Source organism: Frankia sp. R43 (genome assembly GCF_001306465.1).
In the GTDB taxonomy this organism is placed as follows: Bacteria; Actinomycetota; Actinomycetes; order Frankiales; family Frankiaceae; genus Parafrankia; species Parafrankia irregularis.
Genome location: NZ_LFCW01000013.1, coordinates 56,909 through 80,129, shown reverse-complemented (window position 1 = coordinate 80,129; position 23,221 = coordinate 56,909). Strand labels below are relative to the sequence as shown.

Here is a 23,221-nt window from a genome sequence, read left to right as displayed (position 1 = left end):
CGGGGACCAGGTCGGCTGCGGTCAGGTGGCCCGGGCGAAGTAGAGGATCGCCAGCATGATCGCCAGGGCGCCGAGGAGCAGCCGCAGGGCGGCGTTGGGAAGCCGCGGCTGCAGCCGGGCCCCGAGGTAGCCGCCGAGCAGGCCGCCGAGGCCGCAGGCGAACCCGAGCGCCCAGTGCGGGGCGATGCTGCCGGGCGCGGCCAGGGCGAGCAGCGCGTACGTCACCGCGCCGGCGATCGAGGTGACGAGCGTGGAAGCGAGCGTGGCGGGCGCGACCTGCGCGATCGGCAGGCCGCGCCCGACGAGGATCGGGCCGAGGATGGAGCCGCCGCCGATGCCGTAGAGGCCGCCGACGAAACCGACAACGGTCGCGAGTGGCCTGACCGCGCGCAGTCCCGGCGCGGCGGCGTGCGCGCCGCGGGGTCGGGGCGGGCGCAGGGTGCGCACGCACAGCCAGGTCCCGAGCGGCAGCAGCAGGCAGGCGAGCAGCAGGCGGAACACCCCCGCTCCCGGGGCGAACACGACCCGCACGACAGCCCCGAGCACCACCCCGGGCAGGGTGCCCACGACGAGCCGGCGGGTCAGCGGGCCGGCGAGCTGTTTCTGCTGCCGGTAGCGGAGCAGCGATCCCGGCGTCGCGATGACGTTGAACAGCAGGTTCGTCGGTGTGACGGACGGGTTCGGCACGGACAGCAGATCAAGCTGCACCGGCAGGAGGAACATCGCGCCCGAGACACCGACCGGAGCGGTGAGCGTCGCCAGCACAAGCCCGGCGACGAACCCGGCGAGGAGCACGCTCACCCCGGCCGCCCCTCCCGCGCATCCCGACCCGCCACATCCTTCATGCGTCATTACCTGGGCGTTCACGGGTCTCCCGCGCAGCTGTGAGGTATCCCCCGCCTTCACATCGGCCCCCGAGGGCTGCTGCCTGCCAGCGGCTGACAGGACGATGAGGCGGCGAGGCTGTCCGGCCGGCACATCCAGCCACCCCGGATGCCGGCCGCGCACCGCCCCACGCTCCGACCGGAGGGCTGAAATCCCGGCCACCTCTTGTCAGGCGTTACCACCGGAATTTCCAGTAATTCCCGCGGTGAATGGTTGACGCGGCGCACTCCTCCGGTCATGCTGATCAAACTAAGCAAGCGCTTGCCAACCAGCGCGACGGCCGCCCCTGCCCCAGGGCGGCCACCACCATCACGCCGGCTTCTCGGGCACGCACGTCCAGCGCCGCACGAATACCCCGGCGCCCCTTCCTAATTTCAGGAGCCGCAGGTCCACCAGGACGCCCAACCGGCGTTCGCGCACACCTGAGCATGTTCACGGATTTCCGCCGAAACGTCGCGTCATCACCGACTGCCCGCGTATCGGCGTCTTTGTGCTGGCCGCGACCAGGTCCGGTCGCGGTTCGGAGAACCCACGACGAGAGGATTTCTCATGCGCACCGGGAAAATTCTGGGGAAAGCCCGTAGAATGCTACGGCTCGCTCTTGCGAGCACCGTCGCGGCGGCTTTATGCGCCGGCGTCGTGGCCGCGGCGCCGGCCGCGCAGGCCGACGTCAACCCCTATGCGAAGGGGCCCAACCCGACGGAGGCGAGCGTCACCGCGACCACCGGCCCGTTCGCGGTGACGACCTACAACATCTCGTCCCTGGTCGCCGGCTTCGGCGGAGGCACCCTCTACTACCCGACCGACACCAGCCAGGGCACCTTCGGCGCGATCGCGCTCTCGCCCGGCTATACCGCCAGCTGGTCCAGCATCTCCTGGCTCGGCCCGCGGCTGGCCTCGCAGGGGTTCGTCGTCATCGGTATCGAGACGAACACGGTTCTCGACTATCCACCGTCGCGGGGTGACCAGCTGCTCGCCGCGCTCGACTGGGCGGTGGAGGACAGCCCGGCCGCCAGCCGGATCGACCCGAACCGGCTCGCCGTCGGCGGCCATTCCATGGGCGGCGGCGGTTCACTGGAAGCGGCGTCCGACCGGCCTTCGCTGAAGGCCGTGCTGCCGCTGGCCCCCTGGAACACGGACAAGACCTGGAACGAGGTCAGCGTCCCGACGCTCATCATCGGCGGCGAGGCCGACACCGTCGCCCCGATGAGCACCCATTCGACACCCTTCTACAACTCGCTCAGCGGCGAGAAGAGCCTGCTCGAACTCAACAACGCGAGTCATTTCTTTCCGCAGGCGGCGAACAGCCTGGTCGCCAGGATGATGATTTCCTGGGCGAAGCGGTGGGTGGACAACGACACCCGCTACACCCAGTTCCTCTGCCCCGGCCCGACCGCGAGCGCCCTCGGGGACGTCGAGGAGTACCAGGCCACCTGCCCCTTCTGAGAGAATCCGCCCACATATCCAGGAAACCACGTCTCCCGACCATGGCCGTGACCTGAGAAAAAAGACGTCACGCGTGTTGGCCGGACAGCGGGAACGGCGTCTGGCCAACACGCATTCCGGTCGCCCAGAAACTCACTCATGACGGCAGGGCGCCGACCTCCGGCGTGGCCGCGCCGAACATCGCCCGCTGGTTTCGGCGCGCGAATCGGCGACTGGCCCGTTCGAGGTACCGCCGCCCGGCGGCGGTGCGCACCAGCAGACCGGAGCGCACCAGGTTCGCGGCGACGATCGGCGGCACCGCCCAGGGCACGGCCGAGGGCAGGCCGAGATCACGCAGCCCCTGCGCGCCGAGGAAATACCGCAGCATGCTGAGCAGGCGGGCCCGCTCATAGCGGTTACGCAGCACCGTCAGTCTGCCCCGGTCGCGGGTGAGCTGGCCTTCGACGAGCGCACGGGCCAGCGCCGGGCCTGCCGAGGTGGGCTCGGCCTGCACCAGCACAAGGTGATAGTTGTGCCGGTTCTGCTCCTGTTCGGTGTCGAACAGCCAGTCCTCGTCGACGCCCATCAACCAGCCCACGTACTTCCACAGGTGCATGACCGCACGCGACTGGTCCGCGGTCACGATCCAGCCGAGCGCCCGGATTCCGAGCAGCAGTGTGCTGTTGAACAGCCCGAGAGTCGCCGACGCGTCGGTCTGGTTGATGGGCAGGCCCCAGCGGTCGGCGTCCCAGCGGCCGTTCGTCTCGAACTCGTGGTTCACCAGCGCATGCATGACCCGTACGTGGACGGTGGCCACGAAGCCCGCCCCCGTGCGGCGCATCCCGTTCGGCTCCAGCACCGACAGCGCCCACTTCTGGGTCTCCCCGAGCCGGCGCATGGCCGTGGCGCCGACCAGTCCGCCGGTGGCGACCAACAGGTCGGGGGGCCCGCCGAACCGGTAGCCGCCGATCAGCGCCAGCTGCAGCATCACGTCGTCGACCGAGCGCCCCATCTCCCGCATGATCCGCGCACCGCGCTCGACCCGGTCGAAGTCGACCCACTCCGGTACCGCGTCGACCACGGCGAAGAAGCGGGCCAGCGCGGGCGGCGGGTCGTCGACGGCCCCGATCCCGTGGTGCAGCGCCTGGCGCAGCTGGGCGAAGGTCACCCGCTCGGGATCGTCCCGATCCCGGATACGCATCGCCCGGGCGAGCTGCGCCCCCAGCTCGTCCCGGGTGCGCAGGCGCCGGCCGATCTCGTGCAGGAGCTCCTCGTCGTCCGTCTTCACCCGGGCCACCCTCCGCAGCGGGCGCGCGATTCGGTGCGACCGCTCGGGTGCGGACCGGAAGCGTGCCGGGTAGTCGCCCGGCACGCTGCCCGATGGCGACATCTCGGTCGCGGTCGTGATCTGGATGGGTGTCCGCGCTGTCGTGGCCGGCGCCGCGACGACGACAGCCTGCGGTGCGGTGGCCTGCGCCGCGGGCGGGACGGCGGTGTTGCACGCGGTCACGCGAAGGATCATGGACGGATGTTGACACGACTAACCATTCGTGTTCAATTCGCGTCCGTGCCCTCCCCCTCACCGCCACAGACCGGCCCGCGGGCCGGCGTCACCCAGTGACCGGCAAGCCGTGGGTGCCCACCCGCAAGGAGCCGATGCGCCGGGCACCACGCCAGGACCGGTCCCGCGCCATGGTCGAGCGCATCGTCACCGCCGGGCGCGAGATCCTGCTGGAACGCGGCTACGAGCGCACCAGCACGAGCCGCATCGCCGCCCGCGCCGGCATCAGCCCCGGATCGCTCTACCAGTACTTCCCGAACAAGGAGTCGATTCTCGACCGGGTCGTCGAGGTCTACGCCGAGCAGCTGCGTGCTCGCATTTCACACGCCTTCGTCGCGAACCTCGGCACCTCGGTGCCCGAGATGGTCCGCGCGAACGTCGTCGCACTGCTCGACGCCTTCGAGGAGGACTCCGGGCTGCTCCGGGTCCTGTACCAGCTGCCCGAGACGGTCGACGTCCAGCGGGCCGGCTTCGAGCGGCACATCGACGAGCTGGTGACGGCGACGCTGGCGACGCTGCTGCCGCGCCTGCCCGGCGAGGGTGCCGCCCCGGAACCCACCCGCGGGACAGCCTGGACATCCGAGGTAGCCGGGACGCCCGAGCCTGCCGGGACGTCCGAGACAGACAGAGATGTCGGAGCGGCCGGGAGTGCCCGCGCGGTGGGAACCGTCGCCTGGATCCTGGTGCGCACGGTCGAGCACGTCACGATTCGCTACGTCCTCGACCAGCCGCCCATCCCGCGGGCGGAAATCGTCGACGAACTCACCGCAATGATCGTCATCTACCTGCGGCAACGGGTCTGAAAGCGAGATGTTCCTCGGCTGGGGAGGACTGGAGCGCGCCGGTGCCCGTCCGGGTGATGTCACCATGGGACGGACCCGCGGCCGATGAGGGTGGACGGGTTGGGCGAGCCGGCCAACCCGGTCGGCGACGAGCGGAGCCGTGCGGCGGCGAGGGGACATAGGTGCAGGCGACGTCGACAGCTCGGACCACGCCGCAGCGGCCGCGACCGAGAAACCGCAAGGCGCAGATCGCCCTCGCCGCGGCGGAGCTGTTCTGCGAGCGCGGCTACCACGGGGTCGGCATCGACGAGATCGCCGCCGCGGTCGGCATCAGCGGCCCGGCCGTCTACCGGCACTTTCCGAACAAGTACGCGATCCTCCTGCACGCTTCCCGGGAGCTGATCGACGCGCTGGTCACCGCGGCCGACGAGGCACTGGCCGAGCGGGACGAGCCCGCCGAACGCGCCGAAGCCGCCGAGCGGATGGCCCGCCTGCTCACGGCGACGGCGCGGGTGAGCGTCCAGCGTCGCCGGGTGGGTGCGCTCTACCAGTGGCAGGCCCGCTACCTGGAACCGGCGCACCAGGGCGAGGTCCGGGCCGCGCTGACAGCCCTGGTGCACCAGATCACCGACCTGCTCCTGGAGCTCCGCCCCGATCTGCCGCGGCCGTCCGCCGAGCTGCTCGGCCGAGCGGCGCTCAGCGCGATCGGCAGCATCTCGACGCACCGCGCCGCGATCGCCGACAGCCGTGCCGAGCAGATCCTGCGCACCGCCGCGTGGACTCTGCTGACGACGGACCTGCCCACGGCGGTGCGGCACGCGACGGCCGGTGGCAGCGAACCCGCCGGCGGTGGTTCCGCGTCGATGCGGCCTGGCTCCCGGCGGGAGGCGCTGCTGACCGAGGCCGTCCGGCTGTTCGACCGCCTCGGGTACCACGCTGTCAGCATCGACGACATCGGGCGGGCCGCGGGCATCAACGCCTCCGGGGTCTACCGGTACTTTCCCGGCAAGGCCGATCTGCTCGCGGCGGTGTACTACCGTGCCGCCGAGCGCCTGAGCGCGAGCACGACGAGTGCGCTGGCCACCGCGAGCAGCCCGGCGGACGCGCTGCGGCGGCTGATCGACGCCTATGTGGACCTGACGTTCGCACACAACGATCTGGTCTCGGTCTACCTGGCCGAGAACAACAACCTGCCGACCCCGGACCGGCACGAGCTGCGCCGCCTCCAGCGGGAGCATGTCGAGGAGTGGGTCCGGCTGCTGGTCACGATCCGGCCGGAGCTCGCCGCGAGCGAGGCCCGGCTGCTGGCACATGCCGCGTTGAACCTGGTCATGGATCTGGGGCGGACCACCAGCTTCGACCGGTCCGACGGGTCGGAACAGCTGGTGCGGTTCCTCGCCCTGCGCATGCTCGTGCCCTGACCCACCCCGGGGCCGGCATCACCTGCACACACGACCGGGCCGCACGACCGGGCCGGAGACTTCCCATGTGACCCCGGTCACGACACACTGAGGCCACCGGACGGAACATGCGGCCGAGACGCCCGCGGGCCCTCGGGTCGACCAGCCCGACGTCCCTGCCGGCCGCGCTCTCAAGTTAACGGACATTCACAGTTACCAGGGCCTGCCGCAAACGCATCGACTAACCCGATTTGAGTTGCAGGGAAGGCTATTCAAGCCAGGGGACCCTTGCACATAAGTTAACGATGGTTCTACAGTTCCGGCCATGAGCGAGGGACTGTTCGACGAGCCAGCCGTGATCCGTCGTGTGGGACGGGAGGCAGCCCTCTTAGCCGGCGACGGGTGTGCCAGCCAGCAGAAGGCCGGCTCCCGCGTCCCCGCAGCGGCCTGAGGGGAATCGGCGCGCATCATGACCGGCCCCGCCACCACAGTCATCTCCGGCGACAGCTCCGACGCCGTCGCGGCCGACCATCCGCTCACCGAGCTTGAGGCCGAGTGCGCTCGCCGCGCCGCCGACCTGACGGTGCCCGCGCTGCTGGAGCGCAACGCGCTCGAGTTCGGCGATCTTCCCGCCATCAGCGTGATCGGTTCCGAGGAAGCTCCACTGACCTGGGCATCGGTACGCACGCGCTCCCTCGCCCTCGCCCGGGGTCTGTACGAGCTGGGCCTGCGGCCAGGCGAACGGATGCTGATCGCGATGTCGAGCCGGCCTGAGCACTGGCTGGTCGACCTCGGCGCCGTGCACCTCGGCGCGATCCCCTCCACCGTCTACGCCACGCTCAGCACCCCACAGCTGCAGTACGCGGCCGAGCACAGCCAGGCACAGGTGCTGATCCTGGAGGGCGCCGAGCAACTGGAACGGTGGGCACCGGTCCTCGCCGGGCAGACGTCCATCCACTCGGTCGTCCTCGTGGACGCCGACGCGCTCCCAGCCGACGCGCTCCCAGCCGACCCGCTCTCCGCCGACGAGGCCCGCCTCCGCCCCCGCTTCCACACCCTCGCCGAGGTCGAGCGTGACGGCGCCGCCCGGCACATCGCGGACCCGGGCGTCGTCGACCGGCTGTGGCGCGCGGTGCATCCCCACCAGCCCGTCGCCCTCCTCTACACCTCCGGCACCACCGGCACCCCCAAGGGTGTGGTGCTCAGCCATCACAACGTCCTGCACCAGTCCGTCGCGCTGGAGGCGCAGGTCGACCTTCCCGCGCATCCGGTGACGGTCGCCTACCTTCCGCTCGCCCACATCGCCGAGCGGGTCCTGGGCATCTACGCGCCGATCTACCGCGCCGGCCATGTGCATATCTGCGCGGACACCGCCGCGGTCGTCAGCGCGCTCGCCGCGATCCACCCCCTGTCGTTCTTCGGCGTGCCGCGGGTGTGGGAGAAGCTCGCCGCCGGCCTGCAGACCATGATCGCCCTGGCGGACGACGAACGCCGCGGCGCCCTTGCCGCCGCGCAGGCCGTCGCGTTGGAGGTGCACAACCTGACGGAGGCCCGCGCCCCGGTTCCCGAGGACCTTGCCCGGCACTTCGACGACGCGCAGCTGTCGGTGCTGCGGCCGCTGCTCGGCACGCTCGGGCTGGACAGGATGATCTGGGCGTGCAGCGGCGCCGCCCCGATCCCGGTGGCGGTGCTGCGCACGCTGGCCGGTCTGGGCATCGAGGTTCGCGAGGTCTGGGGCCTGAGCGAGACCACCGGCACCGCGACGATCAACACCCTGGACGTCTTCCGCACCGGCACGGTGGGCCGACCGCACCTCGGCATGCGGCTGCGCCTGGCCGACGACGGGGAGATCCTCATCCGCGGGCCACTGGTGTGCCTGGGCTATCTGCGGGCCGACGGAACGATCGAGACGATCACCGATGCCGACGGCTGGCTCGCCACCGGCGACATCGGCACCCTGGACGACGCCGGGTACCTCACGATCACCGACCGCAAGAAGGAACTCATCATCACCTCGACCGGCAAGAACGTCGCGCCGGCACAGATCGAGAACCTGCTGCGGGCGCATCCACTGATCGGTCAGGCCGTCGCGATCGGCGACCGGCGCCCGTATGTGACGGCGCTGCTCGTGCTCGACGACGAGGTCGCACCGGCCTGGGCCAAGGCCGCCGGCCTCGACGCGGCCGGCCCGGACGCCTCGGCTCGGCTCGCCGCGCACCCCGCTGTCCTGGCGGAGCTGCAGAGCGCGGTCGACGCGGCGAACAGCCAGCTCGCCCGGGCGGAGCAGGTGAAGAAGTTCCGGGTGCTACCCGTCGGCTGGACACCGGAGAGCGGCGAGCTCACCCCGACGCTCAAGCTGCGCCGCCGGATCATCAACGAGAAGTACGCCGCCGAGATCGACGACCTCTACTCCTGACATCTCCCGTCCGAAGGCGGAGGCTCACCGAGCCTTCTCCGTCGTCGGCTCCGGCCTGCGGTTACAGCGCTCGACGAACGCGAGACGGAAAATGCTCACCGGTCACCGGCGAGCCCCACGCCGGTGACCAGGGGTGCGAGAAAACAGCGCGCGAAGCTACGGACCTGCTCCGGGTCGTCGAGATCCAGCTGACTTTCGGGAGTCAGGCAGAAGGACAGCGTCATGCGGGCGAGCACCTCGGCGACGATGTTTATATCGACCTCCCCCGATATCTCCCCGGCCTCCTGCTCACGGCGAAGCTGCATCGCGATGAAGTCGGACACAGCCCGCAGGAAAGCACCCCCATCCGTCGTGAGGAAGGGCAGGATGACCTCGGGCTCGACCTCGATGAGGCCGCCGAAGAGCGGGTTCACGCGAGCCGTCCGCAGCGCCAGGCAGAATCCCTCGACCAGCCTTTCAGCGGCGGACTCGGCTCTGCCCACGACAGCCCGGAAGCTGACGAGGAAGGCGCGCAGGTCACGTAGCAGAACCTCCTCGACGAGCACGTTCTTCGTCGGGAACCGGCGATACACGGTGATGCGGGAGACGCCGGCACGGCGCGCCACGTCCTCAATGCTCGTGCGCCGGATTCCGGACCGCCCGAAAAGCTCGGCCGCGGCGTCGAGCACACGGTCACGTATCTCGTCACCGGAGCCGACACCGGCGAGGGAGGCCCCGAGCGCGCGTTCCAACAATGGTTCCCCGCTGGACCGCGGGCCTTCGGCCGGCAGTGTTTCTCCGGGAGAGCGGCCCCCTGTCTGAGGGCGGGGATCTCCAGCAAAGATCATGAGGCCTCTACCGTACCGCAGCGTTCAACGGGCACCGTCTCGCCGGGCGGACGCCGGGCGGGCGGCCTCCAGCTGCCGCACGTTCCAGGTCGCGGCGACGATACCGCCGACGATCCGCAGCGGCGGGATCAGGAACATCATCAGCACGCGCACCAGCCGGGCGAACCGCCCCAGCCAGCGCTGCTGGCGTTTCGACCAGGTCAGGCCCAGCCGCTCACGCAGCACCGGGGGCAGTGTCCCCACGGTGACGAGGTAGAAGAGCCGGCCCAGGCCGGCTCCGGCGGGCCGCCACAGCCGGCCGGGGATGAGCCGAAACGGCTTCTTCGGCACGCGCATGCTCTCGAGGACATCCCAGACCGCCTGGTTGGCCTCGAGCCTGGCAGCGATCTTCTCCTCGTAGTAGGTCCGAAAGCTCGGATAGTCCACGGGCAGGTGCTGCTCGGGTATTCCGAGCATCCGGCCGACGTCACGCATCCCCTGGTAGTAGCCGTCCAGCTCGGCGGCCGGCAGGCCCGGGCCGAAGACACGATGGCCGTCGAGAGCGCCCTGGACGAGGGTGGCATGCACCCAGGCATATGCCTCGGGGTTCAGCGCGTGATAACGCCGCCCTTTTTCGTCGACCCCACCGATGGCCTTGTGAAGCTCGAACAGACGCTCGCCTTCCAGCGCGGCGCCGCGCTCGCCGCCGTAGATCACGGTGGACAACGAGAGCAGGGTACGCAACAGGCGGCCCCAGGGATCCTCCCGGAAGCTCGAATGCTCCAGAACACCCGCCCCGACAACCGGGTGCGCCACCTGGAGCACGAGCAGCTGCGGACCCATAAGCGAGTTTCTCGCATCGCCGAAGTAACGCCACACCGCGGAACCCCGCACCGGAGCCAACCGAATGCGCGGAGTGCCCGATGGGTCACGCAGGCCATCACCCACGCCCTCCGCGGGGCCCGGATGGACATTGAGAACCGATGACGAGCCCACGACCCACACCTCCCGCACACGCTGGGCGACACCAGGTTGCCGAGACACGACTATACGCCAGCCATTCCAATGCGCCAAAGCAGGTATTCGCATGCATTTTCCCGGCCGCACGCAAGGTCTTCCGAGGGGCTATTGATGTTCGTCGATGTGTCAGCGGGAGGAGCGAAAACCGATGTGGAGCAGGAACTCGGTGGCGGCGATTCACATTGATATTCGTGCTGCCGGCGGCCGGCCACCGGATCCCCCCCGACCCGTCCGGCCCGTCCGGCCCGTCCGGCGTGTCCGAGCTGACCGGCCTGACCGGCCTGACCGGCCTGACCGGCCCGGAGGCTGTGGCGTGCTACGCGCGCGTGCCAGAGGGGTTCCGCCACCTCTCGTCGAGGTTCTCCGGCGGCGGCGGGGCGCCCAGGTCCCGCGGCTGGTAGCCCTCGGGATAGCCGGGATAGGTCCGGACCCTGGGATTCCAGGCGAACTTGACCTTCTTCCGCGGCGGCAGTTGACGCACCACAGCCGAGCGGGCACGCAGCGAGCCAGCCGCGGCCCGGCTCATCCACGCCGGTGCCGGATCGAAGCCGAAGGCCGTCAGCATCGTCTCGTCGAGCAGCGCACGCACCCCTAGCCGGACCGCCGGCCGCAGCGGCCCGGGGAACCAGTTGGCGAACATCTCCGTCGTGTACGTACCGATCTTGCGGTTGCTCTCGGCGAAGCGGAAGGTCTCGCGCTCGTAGGCCCGCTTGAAGCTCAGGAACTCGTCGAAGCCGGCAGGAATGTCGCGAATTCCCATCCGGATCCCGACCTCGCGGTAGAAGTGGAAAGCGGCGAGGGTCTCGTGCTCGGTCAGCCGGCGCCAGCCGTGCGCGTTGATCCAGTCGATCGGCTCGTAGATGAACGTGGTCAGCACGTAGCGCATGTCGTCGTTGTCGATCGCGTAACGACCGTGCATCCGGTTGATCACCCGCAGGGCCTCACGGCCTCGCGGCGAGTCGTAGCCGACGGCGGTGAGCTCCCCCATCAACACGGCGGTGTCGTCATAGCGCTTCTGCGGCCGGTCCCGGAACTCGCCCGTCGCCTCGAGCAGGGCCGAGATCGTGGGGACGCAGTAGGTCCGGAACAAAGCGAACTCGAGCGCCCGGCGATAGTCCCACGGAAACTCGTGGCCAGAGGAGATCACGTAGATCTCGTGATGGTCGGCCACCGGATCGAGCTCGAGAATCCGGCGCTTCCACCTGTCGCGGTCGGTAAACATTCAGCCCACCTCATGCCGTCCTTCGGATCGCCATGGTCATCCGGCGACTTCCCTTCGACTGGTCCCGTCCCGGTTCACGCCACCCCCGAGAACCTGCGAACCTGCGGGACCGCGGGCCCGGGTCAGCGCGTCCGTGCCGCCCGCCTCCCATCCGTCCCGTCACCTACGCCGCCCGGCTGGCCTCACTGCACGGGCTGCCGCGCCTGGGGCGCCGCCCGCCACCGCCGCGCGGGCCGGGCATCCGCGAGATCCCACGCCCACCGCCATCCATTTCATATATTTGATAGGCGACTTTGGCCATGACCAACCCGCCAGAGCTACGGTCAGCCTGACCGGCCGCTTGGGCACCTCACGGCAGACACCCGGAAAGGCGGCACATGACCAGGCCAGCCGGAACACGACGCGCCCGTGGTACCCCGCTGACCCGGGCGCCCCAGCTCGCCGACGAGGTCGCCGCGCATCTGCGCGACCTCATCATGTCCGGCGAGATCTGGCCCGGCCAGTACATCCGCCTCGACGACGTCGCCCGCGAACTCGGCGTCAGCGTCACCCCCGTCCGCGAGGCCCTCGTCCGCCTGCGCAGCGAGGACATGGTCGAACTCGAACCCCGCCGCGGCTACGTCGTCACCCCCCTGTCCCAACAGGACGTCCGCGACCTGTTCAACCTCCAGGGCCACATCGCCGGCGAACTCGCCGCCCGCGCGGCCACCACCATCGACCCCCCACACCTCACCCAGCTCCACGACATCCAACAAGCACTCCGCAACGCCGTGGAAACCGAGAACGTCGACCAGATCGAACAACTCGAGTTCGAGTTCCACCGGGTCATCAACCGGCTCGCCCACGCCCGCAAACTCTCCTGGTTCCTCCACACCGCCAACCGCTACACACCCGCCCGCTTCTACTCCACCGACCAGGCCTGGCGCGCCGACATGCTCCAACGCCACGACGCCCTGCTCACCGCACTCGAAAACAAGAACACCGAAGAAGCCCGCGCCATCACCGTCCGCCACTTCACCGACGGCGCCGACCGCCTCATCAACCACCTCGCCAAACTCGGCATGTGGCGACCACATCCGGTCACACCCCCACACCCACGCCCGCCGGTCTGAGCCGGAGAACCGGGCACCTGTAGCCACGGCCGTCATCACCAGCCCCTCGGAAGGCATCCAATATATTTGGTATCCGGTACGATACAGACTTCGCGGTGGACGTGGGAGCCTGTGTCGAGAGCGAGATCTGAACCCGCGTCGGATCCACGTGTTCGCCAGCGCTCTCGCCGTGCGTTTCGTACGAGGCGGACTCCGACCGCAGCCGCGGCGGTGGCAACTGGCCGCACGTGACCGGCCGGTCAGCGCGGACGTCGGCTCCGCGATGCCGCCGATCAGACCGCGAGCTGTCGCGGCGCTACCGGGTTCGTGGTGGCAGATGCCGAGGTCGGCTCCGGATCGGCGGGAGGCCGGGTCTCCACGGGCGCCGGGGCGGGGCGAACAGCCCGGCCATCGCGGCCTACGTCACCTTGGCGCTGTACGGGCAACAGGGCCTGCGCTCCCATCCTGGGCTCGACCCACTCCGAGCGACGGCGCCGCTCCCAGGCTGAAGCCCGTTCGGCGGGACGGGGATCGCGTCGCGGATCTCCTTGGCCTCCGCCGGGGTCAGCGCGGCACCGTCGGTACGCTGCCGCTCCCAGCCCGATTCCCAGCCGGCACACTTCCCCATGCTTCACCTCCACGGCATCCCGCGACAACCTGCCATCCCAGCCCAGCAACCCGGGCCGACACCTTCGGACGAATACCGGTCACGCAGGAGACCTGCCCATTTCCCTCCACCACTGCCGACCGGCCTCCGGCAAGGTGTTTATCGGATCATAGTAACTATGCGGGTCTGTAAGGCTTTCCGAATCGTCGCGGTCGAGCGGAGTCCTATGGTTCTTACGCCATGAGGAGATTCCTTTTTCTCGGTCATATGCCACCGCCTGATGGACCCAGCGCTTTCCGACGAACGGGACGTCACATACGATCCGGGGTGTTGCAAATCCCGGCAGATAGCCCATGATGGAATCCTGAAGAGTCTGGGCTCGCCCGAGCGGAATCCGCCAGTGCTCAACCCCCGGCACCATATCGCAGAGATAAAAATAATACGGCAGTATACTTGCCTCATCGCGCAGCGCAAAACAGAGATCGAGAATATCATTCACCGTCGCGTTCACCCCCTCCAGTAGCACACTCTGGTTGCGTATCTCGCCAACCCCGGCCTCCAACAGTCCCCGGGAGGCCTCGGCGACCAGCGGAGTCAGTTGTTGAACCGCGTTCACGTGCGTGTGCACCGAAAGGTTTACATTGCGCGCCGAGGCCATGTTCGCCAGTTCGGCCATTCCCTTACGGACCTCGTGCGCGAGCCAGTGTTGCGGCAGACCGATCAAACCCTTGGTTGCCAGCCGGACATCCCGAACGGAACCAATCTCCAGGAGTTGCTCAACAAACCTTCGGAGTCGCGACCACGGCACGTTCGCCACATCGCCGCCGGAAACCACCACGTCTCGGACCACGGGCCTACTCCTCAGGTATTCCACGATGGCGTCAGTCCGATCGGCGGTATGCATACTGAATCGATTCTTCGCGAACCCGGGAACCGAGGTACCGACTAGATCCATCCGCGTACAATGTCCGCAGTACTGGGGGCAGGTCGATGTTAATTCGGCCAGCACCTTCGTGGGGTAGCGGTGCACCAGCCCTTCGACCATCCACATCGCACGCTCGCCAAGCGAATCGCGGGTGGCGAGCGGGTGGCTCGGCCATTCCGACTGCCGGTCCGATGCCGCCGGAAGCATATAGCGTCGCACTGGATCCATGTACCAGCCGGCTGTGCTGGGCTCCGCCCGTGGACTGATAGTGTTCATCAGTTGAGGAGTCAACCGGAGCGGCATTGTGGCATACCGCTCCTGGTCCGCCGCCAGATCGGCGAAGAACTCCTCGCTGAGACCATCACCGCACACTTCTCGCAGTTGACGCAGATTCCTGACGCTGTGCGCGCGCTGCCACATCGGGTCACGCCATTCTGCTCTGGTGACGTTCCGCCAGCCGGGGAAGCGTCGCCAGTCCGGTTCGACCAATTCTCGCCGAGAATACTCGTAAGGCTGACAGATCGTCGTCTTCGCCCGCTCGGGGGCGTCGACTCCGAGGGCAGGTTCGTGCATTGTCTCCTCGAATTTCAGCTCGGCCACGCGGAGGGAGCCTCTATCGCAGGAATTTTTGCCGTCAGCTATTTCTCTGGAGCTTCTATTTTCGAGAAATCGCTGAGGTGAATTTGAGAGTGCGGGCGACCGCGGACTCGATTTCATCTGCACGATGGTCGGAGCGCGCGACCACGAGGTACCGCCAGGTCCGGTCGTACGCTAATGTGTCGTTGACCAGGATTACACCCTCTTCATCGCCTGGTCGCCAGGCGATGCCCGCGTCAACCAGCCGGTCCAGTCCGGCGGCAAAATCGACAGCGAGCCCCTTTTCCGCACCCAGGATCCACGACATACCCGAGGCCTCGGGGCCGAAGAAGTGTCGGATGATGAAATCGGCATACGTCGTACCGGTCTGCCTGATGTTGCACTCCGTCGTCAGAAGATGGCCGTCGGGCGAGATTCCTCCATCTATGTCGAACGGTCCCCGGTACCCGCTCTCAGCGAGATAGTCACCCAGCCTCAGAGCAATGGCTTCCAGCTGGGGCGCATGGGTGGAGCTACGCCTCATCGGAGTAACCTGGCCGCTGAAGATGCCTCCTGGAGTCCTCATCTCGCCAAGATGGGCAACCCGGGGACCATCCGCCTCGACTACCATCTCCGCTGTCACGACCTCGGTGAAGGCCACTTTCTCTTCGACAACCCAGCCGTCAGGATGATGCGACCCGTCTCGGTACTCGGCGAGGAGGTTCGGCCTGCTCCGCAGATCGCGGCGCGTGACGAAGGTGAGGCCATGGCCGAGACAGGAGCGCGTCGGCTTGACCACAGCACCACCGGTCCGTGCCACAACATCGACCACCGCTTCTTCAAGTTCTTCCCATGACTCACAGACGACGCCGTCTGCCATGGGAATACGCAGTCGATCCGCAACTTCGCGATAGCCGTTCTTCGCGTTCAACCCGCGCGCGACATCCAGAGCTCCAGGAGGCACTCGACCTTGATAGGGAGAGATCCCGGCACCGATCGTCGCAGAGAACTGCAAGGCGGACTCATCCAGCGCGTACGGCAGCAGTTTCACATCCGATGACCGCCGCAGAACCTGCCGTATCCTGCCCATGAGACGGTGGTCGTCCACCGCACGCGAAAGTTCCGTCAACCCGTCACTGGGTGCTTCGATTATCTCGACCGATTCCGGTCGGATTTCCATCAACGAAGAGACGTAACACCAGAACGCCTGAGGCATTTTCGTCGGCAGGATGATGGTGTCCCCCGGCCTGGCATACCATCCCATCCGCAGGGATGCGGCATTCAGGGAGTTACCAAGGCTCGCGATCGGACGCGACAAGATAATGCCGTTGACGAAGTTCGGAAAGATGACCTGAGTGATGTGGTCCGCCGGCAATCCGCCCCCGTTCACCGAATCCTGCCCAGAGGTTAACCGGTGTCCCGCGCTCCCACAACGGCTTTACTGCGGATTTTTTCGCACATCATGGGAGTCGATTGACGGGCGCCGCGCGACGGAAAAGTGGTATACCGGAGGCTCGCCTGTTCCCCCTCGGGCAGGTCTTGTGGCAACCGCAGCTGCGTGATCGATGTCACGATCCTCGGTCGCACGTGACGAAGAAGGATCTTCTGCTGCCCCAGCGGACCGTCCCGCGCATGCCAGCCGAGATGGGCTGCACCCACCGGTGCATCTGGGCCGCGGGTGTCGTTTCCCATGTCGATGACGCATCCGGCATCTCGACGGCCCGACGAGGCTGAGGAGAAATGGTGGTTGTCGCGATCGGACGGACGGCCTCCGAAACTTTACCCGTCGGGGTGACAGGAGTGCCACCATGGGTCTGTGTTCGCTGCAAGCCAGGCCGGGGCACCGCCCGCGCCGGCGCTGACGCGCCGTCGGTGGCTCGACTTCGTCCGGCTTCACCGCGGCTTCTGTGCTGTTTCGGCTGGTCGGGCGGCGCGTTAACACGTGCGGGCTCTGACTCGACGTCGGACCCGCACTCGTTTCAGCGCCCTCACGCGCCCACGCCTGGTCGATCAACGCGCCCCGTCCAGTTCAGGACGGCGCATTCCTTCGCCGGAGCCCACCGCGAGAGGAACCATGAGCCACGACACCTCGCATCCGCTTCCCGTTCCCGACCGTCACAGTTCCGGTGTCGGTGTCGGTGTCGGTGTCGGAGTCGGCGCCGGGCCGGCGACTCCGTCCACACCGGCGGTGCCGGTGCGCTGGGGCATCACGCTGCCGTTGGCGGGGGTGCCGCTACGTGAGCACCAGCCGATCGTGACCGGACTGGCCGCAGCCGGCTACACCGACGTCTGGACCGCTGAGGGCGGTGGCCTCGATGCCTTCACCCCGCTGGCGGTCACCGCCGCGTGGGCCCCGCAGCTGCGGCTGGCCAGCGCGATCGTGCCGGTTCACACCCGTGGTCCGGCCGTCATCGCCCAGACCGCGGCGACGCTCGCCGACCTGACCTCCGGGGGGCTGGTGCTCGGCATCGGATCCTCGGTGGCCGCGCATGTCACCGACATCAACGGCATCGAGTTCACCGAGCCGTTCAAGCGGACCAGGGACGTCCTGCGTTTCCTGACCCGGGTGTTCGACGGCGGGGTCGTCAGCGGCACGTTCGACACGTTCGCCGTCCGGGGGTTCGCGCTTCGCGACGCGCCCAGGATCCGCCCGAAGGTCATCCTTGGCGCACTGCGTCCGCGGATGCTGCGCCTCGGCTTCGCCGAGGGAGATGGCGCGGTGACGAACATGCTGTTCGCCCGGGACGTCCCCACTGTGCTCGGGGCGGTGGGGCCCCAGCCAGCCGGCAAGGAGCTGGTGGTCAAGGTGTTCGTCTGCCCGGTCGAGGATCCGGTGCTGGCTCGGCGGCTGACCCGACCGTTCCTCGCCTGGATCCTCAACCAGGAGCCCTATCACGCGTTCCACGAATGGCTCGGCAACGGTGATCTTCTCGCCGCCAGCTACCAGCGCTACCTGGCCGGGGACGCGGCCGGCGCCGAGCGCGAGCTGCCCGACGAGGTCGTCGACGGCCTGTTCGTCCACGGCACGCCGGAGGAATGCCGCCGCCGGATCGCCGAGTACGTCCAGCCCGGGGTGACCGCCATCCAGCTGTATCTGCAGGCGCCGCGGCTCGGCACGTTCGGCGGGCCGCGCAGCCGGGCCCTCGCCGGCGCTCCCGGCGCCCTGGCGGGCGCTTCCGACGCCTTGGCCGCGCCGGGCGCGGCTGGCATCTCCGTCGCGGACGAGGCACTCGCACTGCTGCACACCCTGCGGTCCTGACGTGACGTGGGCCACTTGTTCATCACTTGACTGAACAATGTCGGTCAGCGAAGGTGGAGCCACCTGGTGATCGCGATGGACGACAGCATCGCGATGGACGACGGCCCCGTCTCGCCGGGCCGGCAGCGCGACCGTGGCCGTGCACGGCAGGCTACGCCGCGCCGTGTCGGCACCTGGTCACCGCGGTCGCCTGACGTCCGCGGGCAGGCGCGGACTGGCGCGCCCGGCGCGGCCACCCCACCGCAGGTCGGGCTTGTCACCCGCCTGACCGGCGGGGCGAGCCCGCGGCGGGTCCCGGCGGTCCGGTCCTGTGGCCGTGGCCATGGTCACCAGGCCGACCGCGACTCCAGAGAGCGAGCCAACGATGAGCGCCCCGCCCGGCCCCCGCGGCACTCTCGCGCCGCGACCCTCACTGGTCGTTCTGGACGGAAGCCCGCAACCGGCGTCCCGCACGCTGACGGTGGCGCGGTTCCTGGCGCACCGGCTGGCGACGTCGCTGCCCGCGCGCCCACCGGCCGCCTTGGGCCCGGAGGGCACCGCCGCGGCCGAAGGACTCGACCCGTCCGGCGCTTCCGGAACGACCGGTGCGGGCAGCGGCACGGTGGAGCTGGCCCGGCTCGCCGGCGACCTGTTCACCGACGCCCACGGCCTGGTCCGGGCCAGGCTGGCCGAGGTGCGTGACGCCGAGGTCCTCGTCGTGGCGACACCGGCCTACAAGGGCCAGTACACCGGTCTGCTCAAGGCGTTCCTGGATCTGCTCCCCCCGGGAGCGCTCGCCGGCACGCTGGTGGTGCCGGTGGTCGTGGCGAACGCACCCGAACACCGCGTCACGACCGACGTCGCGCTGCGCGCGGTCCTCGCCGAACTGGGCGCGACGCTGCCGGTTCGCTCGTTCACCCTGGTGGAGGCGGCCCTCGGCGAGGTCGAAGCACACGGCGAGCGCTGGCTCAGCGCTCATCTGCGGGTACTGCGCGCGGTCCTGACGGCACTGGCACCACCGACCGCCCCGCTCAACGGCAGCCGCCCGGCCGCCTGATCCCGCAATCCCCCGTTAGCCTGCGGGCTCGCGGACTTGCGGGCCCACGCACCGCCGCGCCCCGGCATCTGCGCACTTCACAGCTGTCCCGAGTATCCACCTGTCCCCGCGAATCCGCGTATTCATCCGACGGAAGGTCGCCCTGTGAGCGGCACCAAGACTCCCGGCCTCCCCGGCAGCGACCAGGCCCACCCGGCGGCGGTCGGCGTCGTCGACCCGACCGACCTCGCCAGCCGGCTGGACGCAGGCGAACGCATCGTCCTGCTCGACGTGCGCTGGGCCCTCGGCGACGACCACGGCCACGAGCACTACCTGGCCGGTCATCTCCCCGGCGCGGTGTTCGTCGATCTCGAGACCGAGCTTTCCGACAAGCCCGGCCCGGGCACCGGCCGCCATCCGCTGCCCGCGGCCGAACGCCTGCAGGCCGCAGCCCGGCGGTGGGGCCTGCGTGCCGGCGACGAGGTCGTCGTCTACGACAACAGTGGCGGTCTCGCCGCCGCCCGGGCCTGGTGGTTGCTGCGCTGGGCCGGCCACCGGCAGGTGCGGCTGCTCGACGGCGGCCTCCCGGCCTGGCTCGAGGCCGGTCTGCCGGTGCAGACCGGTGAGGTGACCGCCCCCGTGGGTGACGTGGTGCTCTCCCCGGGCCAGCTGCCGGCGCTCGATGCGGACGAAGCCGCCCGGCTCGCGCGCGACGGCGTGCTGCTCGACGCCCGGGCAGGCGAGCGTTACCGTGGCGAGACCGAACCGATTGACCCGCGCGCCGGCCACATCCCAGGTGCGCGCAGCCTGCCCGCGGCCTCGCTGCTCGGGGCCGCCGGTCGCGTCCTGCCGCCGGCGGAGCTGAACGCCGCGCTGGCGGCAGTAGGCGTCACGCAGCCCGGGCCGGGCGAGGACGCGCCCGCCGTCGGCGTGTACTGCGGCTCCGGTGTCACGGCGTCCTTCCTCGCCGCCGCCCTGGCCACGGTCGGCGTGGAGGCGGTGCTCTACCCGGGTTCCTGGTCCGAATGGTCCGCCGACCCCGCCCGGCCCGCCGCCACCGGGGCGCAGCCCGGCTGAGGGCCCACCTCCCTGCCCCGCACCGTTCCTCCCGGTTTCCTCCGTCTTCGCCGTATGCGCACCCGTCGCCGCGGGAGCGCCGTCACGACATCGAGGTCATGCCAATGCCGCGTCGCCTGTTCACCTCCGAATCAGTCACCGAAGGGCATCCCGACAAGCTCGCCGACCAGATCAGCGACGCGCTGCTCGACGCCTTCCTGGCCGGCGACCCACGCTCGCGGGTGGCCGTGGAGACCTTGCTGACCACCGGGCATGTGCACGTCGCCGGGGAGGTCACCACCGCGGCCCACGTCGACGTCACCAGCGTCGTCCGCCGCACCCTGACCGAGATCGGGTACGACGCCGCGACCGGCTTCGACGGCGCCACCGTAGGTGTGCTGGTCTCGATCGGGTCGCAGTCCCCCGACATCGCCCAGGGTGTCGACCGGGCCCACGAGGCCCGGGTCGAGGGTGCCGACGACGCGCTGGCCCAGCAGGGTGCCGGCGACCAGGGCATCATGTTCGGCTACGCCACCGACGAGACCCCGGCCCTGCTGCCGTTGCCGATCACCCTGGCGCACCGGCTGTCCGCCCGCCTCGCCCGGGTACGTCACGACGGCGTGCTGGACTACCTGCGCCCCGACGGAAAGACCCAGGTCACGATCGAGTACGACGAGCACGGTCCGGTCCGCCTCGACACCGTCGTGGTCTCCGCGCACCACGCGCCCGGGGTCGACCTCGACCTCACGCTCAGCGCCGACATCCGCGCCCAGGTCGTCGAGCCGGAGCTCAAGCGGCTCGCCGAGGAGAACCTCAACCTGGAGGTCGACGGCTACCGGCTGCTGGTCAACCCGACCGGCCGGTTCGAGGTCGGCGGGCCGCAGGGTGACGCCGGCCTGACCGGCCGCAAGATCATCATCGACACCTACGGCGGATCGGCACGCCACGGCGGTGGCGCGTTCTCGGGCAAGGACCCGTCCAAGGTCGACCGGTCCGCCGCGTACGCCCTGCGGTGGGCGGCCAAGAACGTGGTCGCGGCGGGGCTGGCGCACCGGGCGGAGCTGCAGGTCGCGTATGCGATCGGGAAGGCCGAGCCGGTCGGGCTGTTCGTGGAGACGTTCGGCACCGAGACGGTGCCGGTCACCCGGATCGAGCACGCCGTGACCGAGGTCTTCGACCTGCGGCCGGCCGCGATCATCCGCGATCTCGACCTGCTTCGGCCGATCTACCGCCCCACCGCCGCCTACGGCCACTTCGGCCGCGACGAGCCGAACTTCACCTGGGAGCGCACCAACCGCGTCGAGGAGCTGCGCGCCGCCGCGGGCAGGTCAGCCTGACGCCGTCGAGCGCCGCCACCGCTGCCGCCACCGGCGCCAGCGGTGGCGGCGGTGGCGGCAGCGGTGGCGGAGCCGGCCTGCCGGAAGGCTTTCTGCCCGCGTTGCGGGCCGCCACCAGCGCCGGCAGCGTCAGCCAGGACCCCGCAGACCTGACCGCGGCCCGGGCAGACCGGTCCGGATGGCCGTCACCGGCACCGCCGGCGGTCGTCGTCCGGGCCGCCGGCGTCGACGACGTGCGCGCGGTGCTGCGCCTGGCGCACGAGTACCGCGTCCCGGTCGTGCCACGCGGCGCCGGGACAGGGCTCGCCGGCGGCGCGGTCGCCGGCCCCGGCGAGCTGGTCCTGAGCCTGGAGCGGATGAACCGCATCCGCGAGCTCTCCCCCGCCGACATGATCGCCGTCGTCGAGCCGGGCGTCCGGGCCGCCGAGCTGGACCAGGCCGCGGCCGCGCACGGCCTGCGCTACGCACCCGACCCGGCCAGCCACGACATCTCCACCCTCGGCGGGAACATCGCGACCAACGCCGGTGGCCTGCGCTGTGCGAAGTACGGCGTCACCCGCGAGGCCGTGCTGGGGCTCGACGTGGTGCTGCCGGGCGGGGACCTGCTGCGCACCGGCCGGCGCACCGTCAAGGGCGTCACCGGCTACGACCTCACCGCGCTGCTCGTCGGCTCGGAGGGAACCCTCGGCGTGGTCGTCGCGGCGGCGCTGCGGCTGCAGCCGATTCCGCCCGGGCAGCCGGCCACCGTCGCGGCCTACTTCCGCGACGCGCACGCCGCCGCGGCCGCCGCCGGCGCCGTCCTCGCCGCCGGTGTGACCCCGGCGCTGCTGGAGCTGCTCGACGCCCGTTTCCTCGCCGCGCTCGACGCCTGGCGCGGGACGGACCTGCGGGCACGCGGGCAGGCCCTGCTGCTCGCGCAGACCGACGGCTCGGGCGCCGAGGCGGACGCCGACCGGCTCGCGGCCGCGATACGCGAACACGCCACCGTCGTGGAGATCAGCACCGATCCGGCGAGCGCCGACGAGCTGCTCGCCGCCCGCCGGCTGGCGCTGCCGGCGATCGAACGTCTCGGCCGGCCCCTGATCGAGGACGTCGCCGTGCCCCGCTCACGCCTCGCCGACATGGTCGAGGCGATCGCCCGCATCGGCGAGCGGCACGACGTGGTGGTGGCCGCCCTCGCCCACGCCGCCGACGGCAACCTCCACCCGATCTTCGTCGTCGACCCGGCCGAGGCCGTGGCCGGCACTGGCACTGGCACTGGCCAGGGTGGAGCGGAGCTGGGTGGCGCCGTTCTGGACCCGGGCGCGCCGCAGGTGCCCGAGGCGGTGTGGCGCGCCGCCGACGAGGTGTTCACCACCGCGTTGGAGATGGGCGGCACGCTCACCGGCGAGCACGGCGTCGGCCTGCTCAAACGCCGCTGGGTGGCGGCCGAGCTCGGCGACGGCTCCGTCGACCTGCAGCGGCGCCTTCGCGCCGTGTTCGACCCGCGCGGAATCCTCAACCGGGGCAAGGTCCTGCCAGACCCGGTGAGCACGGCGGCCGTGTAGTCCCGCCCACCCGCAGTCCCGCCCACCACGGTCCCGCCCACCCACAGTGCGGCGCATCCACAGTGCGGCGCATCCACAGTGCGGCCCACCTGCCGGGATCCCACACCGCCGCGCAGCACCCGCAATTCATACCAATAGCGACAAAAAGAGCAGTGGCTCACTTGGCAATCCGCAAGAAGTGCGGATTGCGGTTGCCGCAGCAGCCAAGATCCGCAGTTCTTGCTCTGAAGCAGCGGCGGCAGTGGAATCCCGAGGCTCGTCGGGGGCCGCCACCGCGCTCAGGTCCTCAGC

The 23,221-nt window shown here is 69.9% G+C and carries 17 protein-coding genes; 10 read left to right on the top strand and 7 right to left on the bottom strand.

Annotated features, from left to right (window positions below):
- Positions 1-21: 21 nt before the first annotated feature.
- Complete coding sequence (locus tag ACG83_RS38525; RefSeq protein ID WP_054571201.1) at positions 22-801, bottom strand: TSUP family transporter; 780 nt, start codon at positions 799-801, stop codon at positions 22-24.
- Between the two features lie 633 nt (positions 802-1,434).
- Between ACG83_RS38525 and ACG83_RS38520 the strand changes: the two genes are divergently transcribed.
- Positions 1,435-2,331, top strand: a complete 897-nt coding sequence (locus ACG83_RS38520) for an alpha/beta hydrolase (protein ID WP_054571200.1) — start codon at positions 1,435-1,437, stop codon at positions 2,329-2,331.
- A gap of 136 nt (positions 2,332-2,467) precedes the next feature.
- On the opposite strand, the gene ACG83_RS38515 is transcribed toward ACG83_RS38520, so the two are convergent.
- Positions 2,468-3,700, bottom strand: a complete 1,233-nt coding sequence (locus ACG83_RS38515; RefSeq protein WP_054571247.1) for an oxygenase MpaB family protein — start codon at positions 3,698-3,700, stop codon at positions 2,468-2,470.
- A gap of 227 nt (positions 3,701-3,927) precedes the next feature.
- Between ACG83_RS38515 and ACG83_RS38510 the strand changes: the two genes are divergently transcribed.
- The 3 genes from ACG83_RS38510 (at position 3,928) to ACG83_RS38500 (ending at position 8,469) form a co-directional block, all read left to right on the top strand.
- Positions 3,928-4,674, top strand: coding sequence for a TetR/AcrR family transcriptional regulator (locus ACG83_RS38510; protein ID WP_235498457.1), 747 nt, complete (start codon positions 3,928-3,930; stop codon positions 4,672-4,674).
- Between the two features lie 161 nt (positions 4,675-4,835).
- Positions 4,836-6,074 carry a TetR/AcrR family transcriptional regulator gene (locus ACG83_RS38505; RefSeq protein ID WP_054571198.1) on the top strand — a complete coding sequence of 413 codons (1,239 nt, stop codon included), beginning with the start codon at positions 4,836-4,838 and terminating at the stop codon, positions 6,072-6,074.
- 448 nt (positions 6,075-6,522) lie between these two features.
- Positions 6,523-8,469, top strand: coding sequence for a long-chain fatty acid--CoA ligase (locus ACG83_RS38500; protein ID WP_152991637.1), 1,947 nt, complete (start codon positions 6,523-6,525; stop codon positions 8,467-8,469).
- A gap of 95 nt (positions 8,470-8,564) precedes the next feature.
- Here ACG83_RS38500 and ACG83_RS38495 read toward each other — a convergent pair whose 3' ends face one another.
- The 3 genes from ACG83_RS38495 to ACG83_RS38485 all read right to left on the bottom strand — a co-directional run bounded on the left by ACG83_RS38495 (position 8,565) and on the right by ACG83_RS38485 (position 11,517).
- Positions 8,565-9,200, bottom strand: a complete 636-nt coding sequence (locus tag ACG83_RS38495) for a TetR/AcrR family transcriptional regulator (protein ID WP_235498456.1) — start codon at positions 9,198-9,200, stop codon at positions 8,565-8,567.
- 120 nt (positions 9,201-9,320) lie between these two features.
- Complete coding sequence (locus ACG83_RS38490) at positions 9,321-10,118, bottom strand: oxygenase MpaB family protein (RefSeq protein ID WP_235498455.1); 798 nt, start codon at positions 10,116-10,118, stop codon at positions 9,321-9,323.
- A 493-nt stretch (positions 10,119-10,611) separates the two neighbouring features.
- On the bottom strand, positions 10,612-11,517 hold the full coding sequence (locus tag ACG83_RS38485; protein WP_054571195.1) for an oxygenase MpaB family protein: 906 nt from the start codon (positions 11,515-11,517) through the stop codon (positions 10,612-10,614).
- Positions 11,518-11,894: 377 nt separating this feature from the next.
- On the opposite strand from ACG83_RS38485, the gene ACG83_RS38480 reads away from it, so the two are divergent.
- Positions 11,895-12,629, top strand: a complete 735-nt coding sequence (locus tag ACG83_RS38480) for a GntR family transcriptional regulator (protein WP_054571194.1) — start codon at positions 11,895-11,897, stop codon at positions 12,627-12,629.
- Between the two features lie 686 nt (positions 12,630-13,315).
- Here the strand turns inward: ACG83_RS38480 and ACG83_RS43330 are convergent.
- Together ACG83_RS43330 and ACG83_RS44930 are read right to left on the bottom strand one after the other, a co-directional pair.
- On the bottom strand, positions 13,316-14,713 hold the full coding sequence (locus ACG83_RS43330) for a lysine 2,3-aminomutase (RefSeq protein ID WP_083473927.1): 1,398 nt from the start codon (positions 14,711-14,713) through the stop codon (positions 13,316-13,318).
- A gap of 82 nt (positions 14,714-14,795) precedes the next feature.
- Complete coding sequence (locus ACG83_RS44930; protein WP_152991636.1) at positions 14,796-16,106, bottom strand: peptide ligase PGM1-related protein; 1,311 nt, start codon at positions 16,104-16,106, stop codon at positions 14,796-14,798.
- A gap of 684 nt (positions 16,107-16,790) precedes the next feature.
- Between ACG83_RS44930 and ACG83_RS38465 the strand changes: the two genes are divergently transcribed.
- The 5 genes from ACG83_RS38465 to ACG83_RS38445 all read left to right on the top strand — a co-directional run bounded on the left by ACG83_RS38465 (position 16,791) and on the right by ACG83_RS38445 (position 22,930).
- Positions 16,791-17,975 (top strand): LLM class F420-dependent oxidoreductase, encoded by a 1,185-nt coding sequence (locus ACG83_RS38465; protein ID WP_054571191.1) that lies wholly within the window; start codon positions 16,791-16,793, stop codon positions 17,973-17,975.
- Positions 17,976-18,339: 364 nt separating this feature from the next.
- A complete protein-coding gene (locus tag ACG83_RS38460; protein ID WP_063793351.1) occupies positions 18,340-19,011 on the top strand; it encodes an NADPH-dependent FMN reductase in 672 nt (223 codons plus the stop codon).
- Between the two features lie 144 nt (positions 19,012-19,155).
- Positions 19,156-20,067: a sulfurtransferase gene (locus tag ACG83_RS38455; RefSeq protein ID WP_054571189.1), complete on the top strand. Its 912-nt coding sequence runs from the start codon at positions 19,156-19,158 to the stop codon at positions 20,065-20,067.
- A 104-nt stretch (positions 20,068-20,171) separates the two neighbouring features.
- Complete coding sequence (metK, locus tag ACG83_RS38450; protein ID WP_006541346.1) at positions 20,172-21,383, top strand: methionine adenosyltransferase; 1,212 nt, start codon at positions 20,172-20,174, stop codon at positions 21,381-21,383.
- Between the two features lie 101 nt (positions 21,384-21,484).
- The gene (locus ACG83_RS38445; RefSeq protein ID WP_054571188.1) at positions 21,485-22,930 is read left to right on the top strand and encodes an FAD-binding oxidoreductase; all 1,446 of its coding nucleotides are present in this window, start codon (positions 21,485-21,487) and stop codon (positions 22,928-22,930) included.
- Positions 22,931-23,221: the final 291 nt, after the last annotated feature.

Bases quoted from the DNA above. Each gene is read 5' to 3' on its own strand.
- ACG83_RS38520 (WP_054571200.1), top strand. From the start codon at position 1,435: ATGCGCACCGGGAAAATTCTGGGGAAAGCCCGTAGAATGCTACGGCTC.
- ACG83_RS38515 (WP_054571247.1), bottom strand. From the start codon at position 3,700: ATGTCGCCATCGGGCAGCGTGCCGGGCGACTACCCGGCACGCTTCCGG.
- ACG83_RS38500 (WP_152991637.1), top strand. From the start codon at position 6,523: ATGACCGGCCCCGCCACCACAGTCATCTCCGGCGACAGCTCCGACGCC.
- ACG83_RS38490 (WP_235498455.1), bottom strand. From the start codon at position 10,118: ATGGGTCCGCAGCTGCTCGTGCTCCAGGTGGCGCACCCGGTTGTCGGG.
- ACG83_RS38485 (WP_054571195.1), bottom strand. From the start codon at position 11,517: ATGTTTACCGACCGCGACAGGTGGAAGCGCCGGATTCTCGAGCTCGAT.
- ACG83_RS38480 (WP_054571194.1), top strand. From the start codon at position 11,895: ATGACCAGGCCAGCCGGAACACGACGCGCCCGTGGTACCCCGCTGACC.
- ACG83_RS43330 (WP_083473927.1), bottom strand. From the start codon at position 14,713: ATGCACGAACCTGCCCTCGGAGTCGACGCCCCCGAGCGGGCGAAGACG.
- ACG83_RS38465 (WP_054571191.1), top strand. From the start codon at position 16,791: ATGAGCCACGACACCTCGCATCCGCTTCCCGTTCCCGACCGTCACAGT.
- ACG83_RS38460 (WP_063793351.1), top strand. From the start codon at position 18,340: ATGAGCGCCCCGCCCGGCCCCCGCGGCACTCTCGCGCCGCGACCCTCA.
- metK (WP_006541346.1), top strand. From the start codon at position 20,172: ATGCCGCGTCGCCTGTTCACCTCCGAATCAGTCACCGAAGGGCATCCC.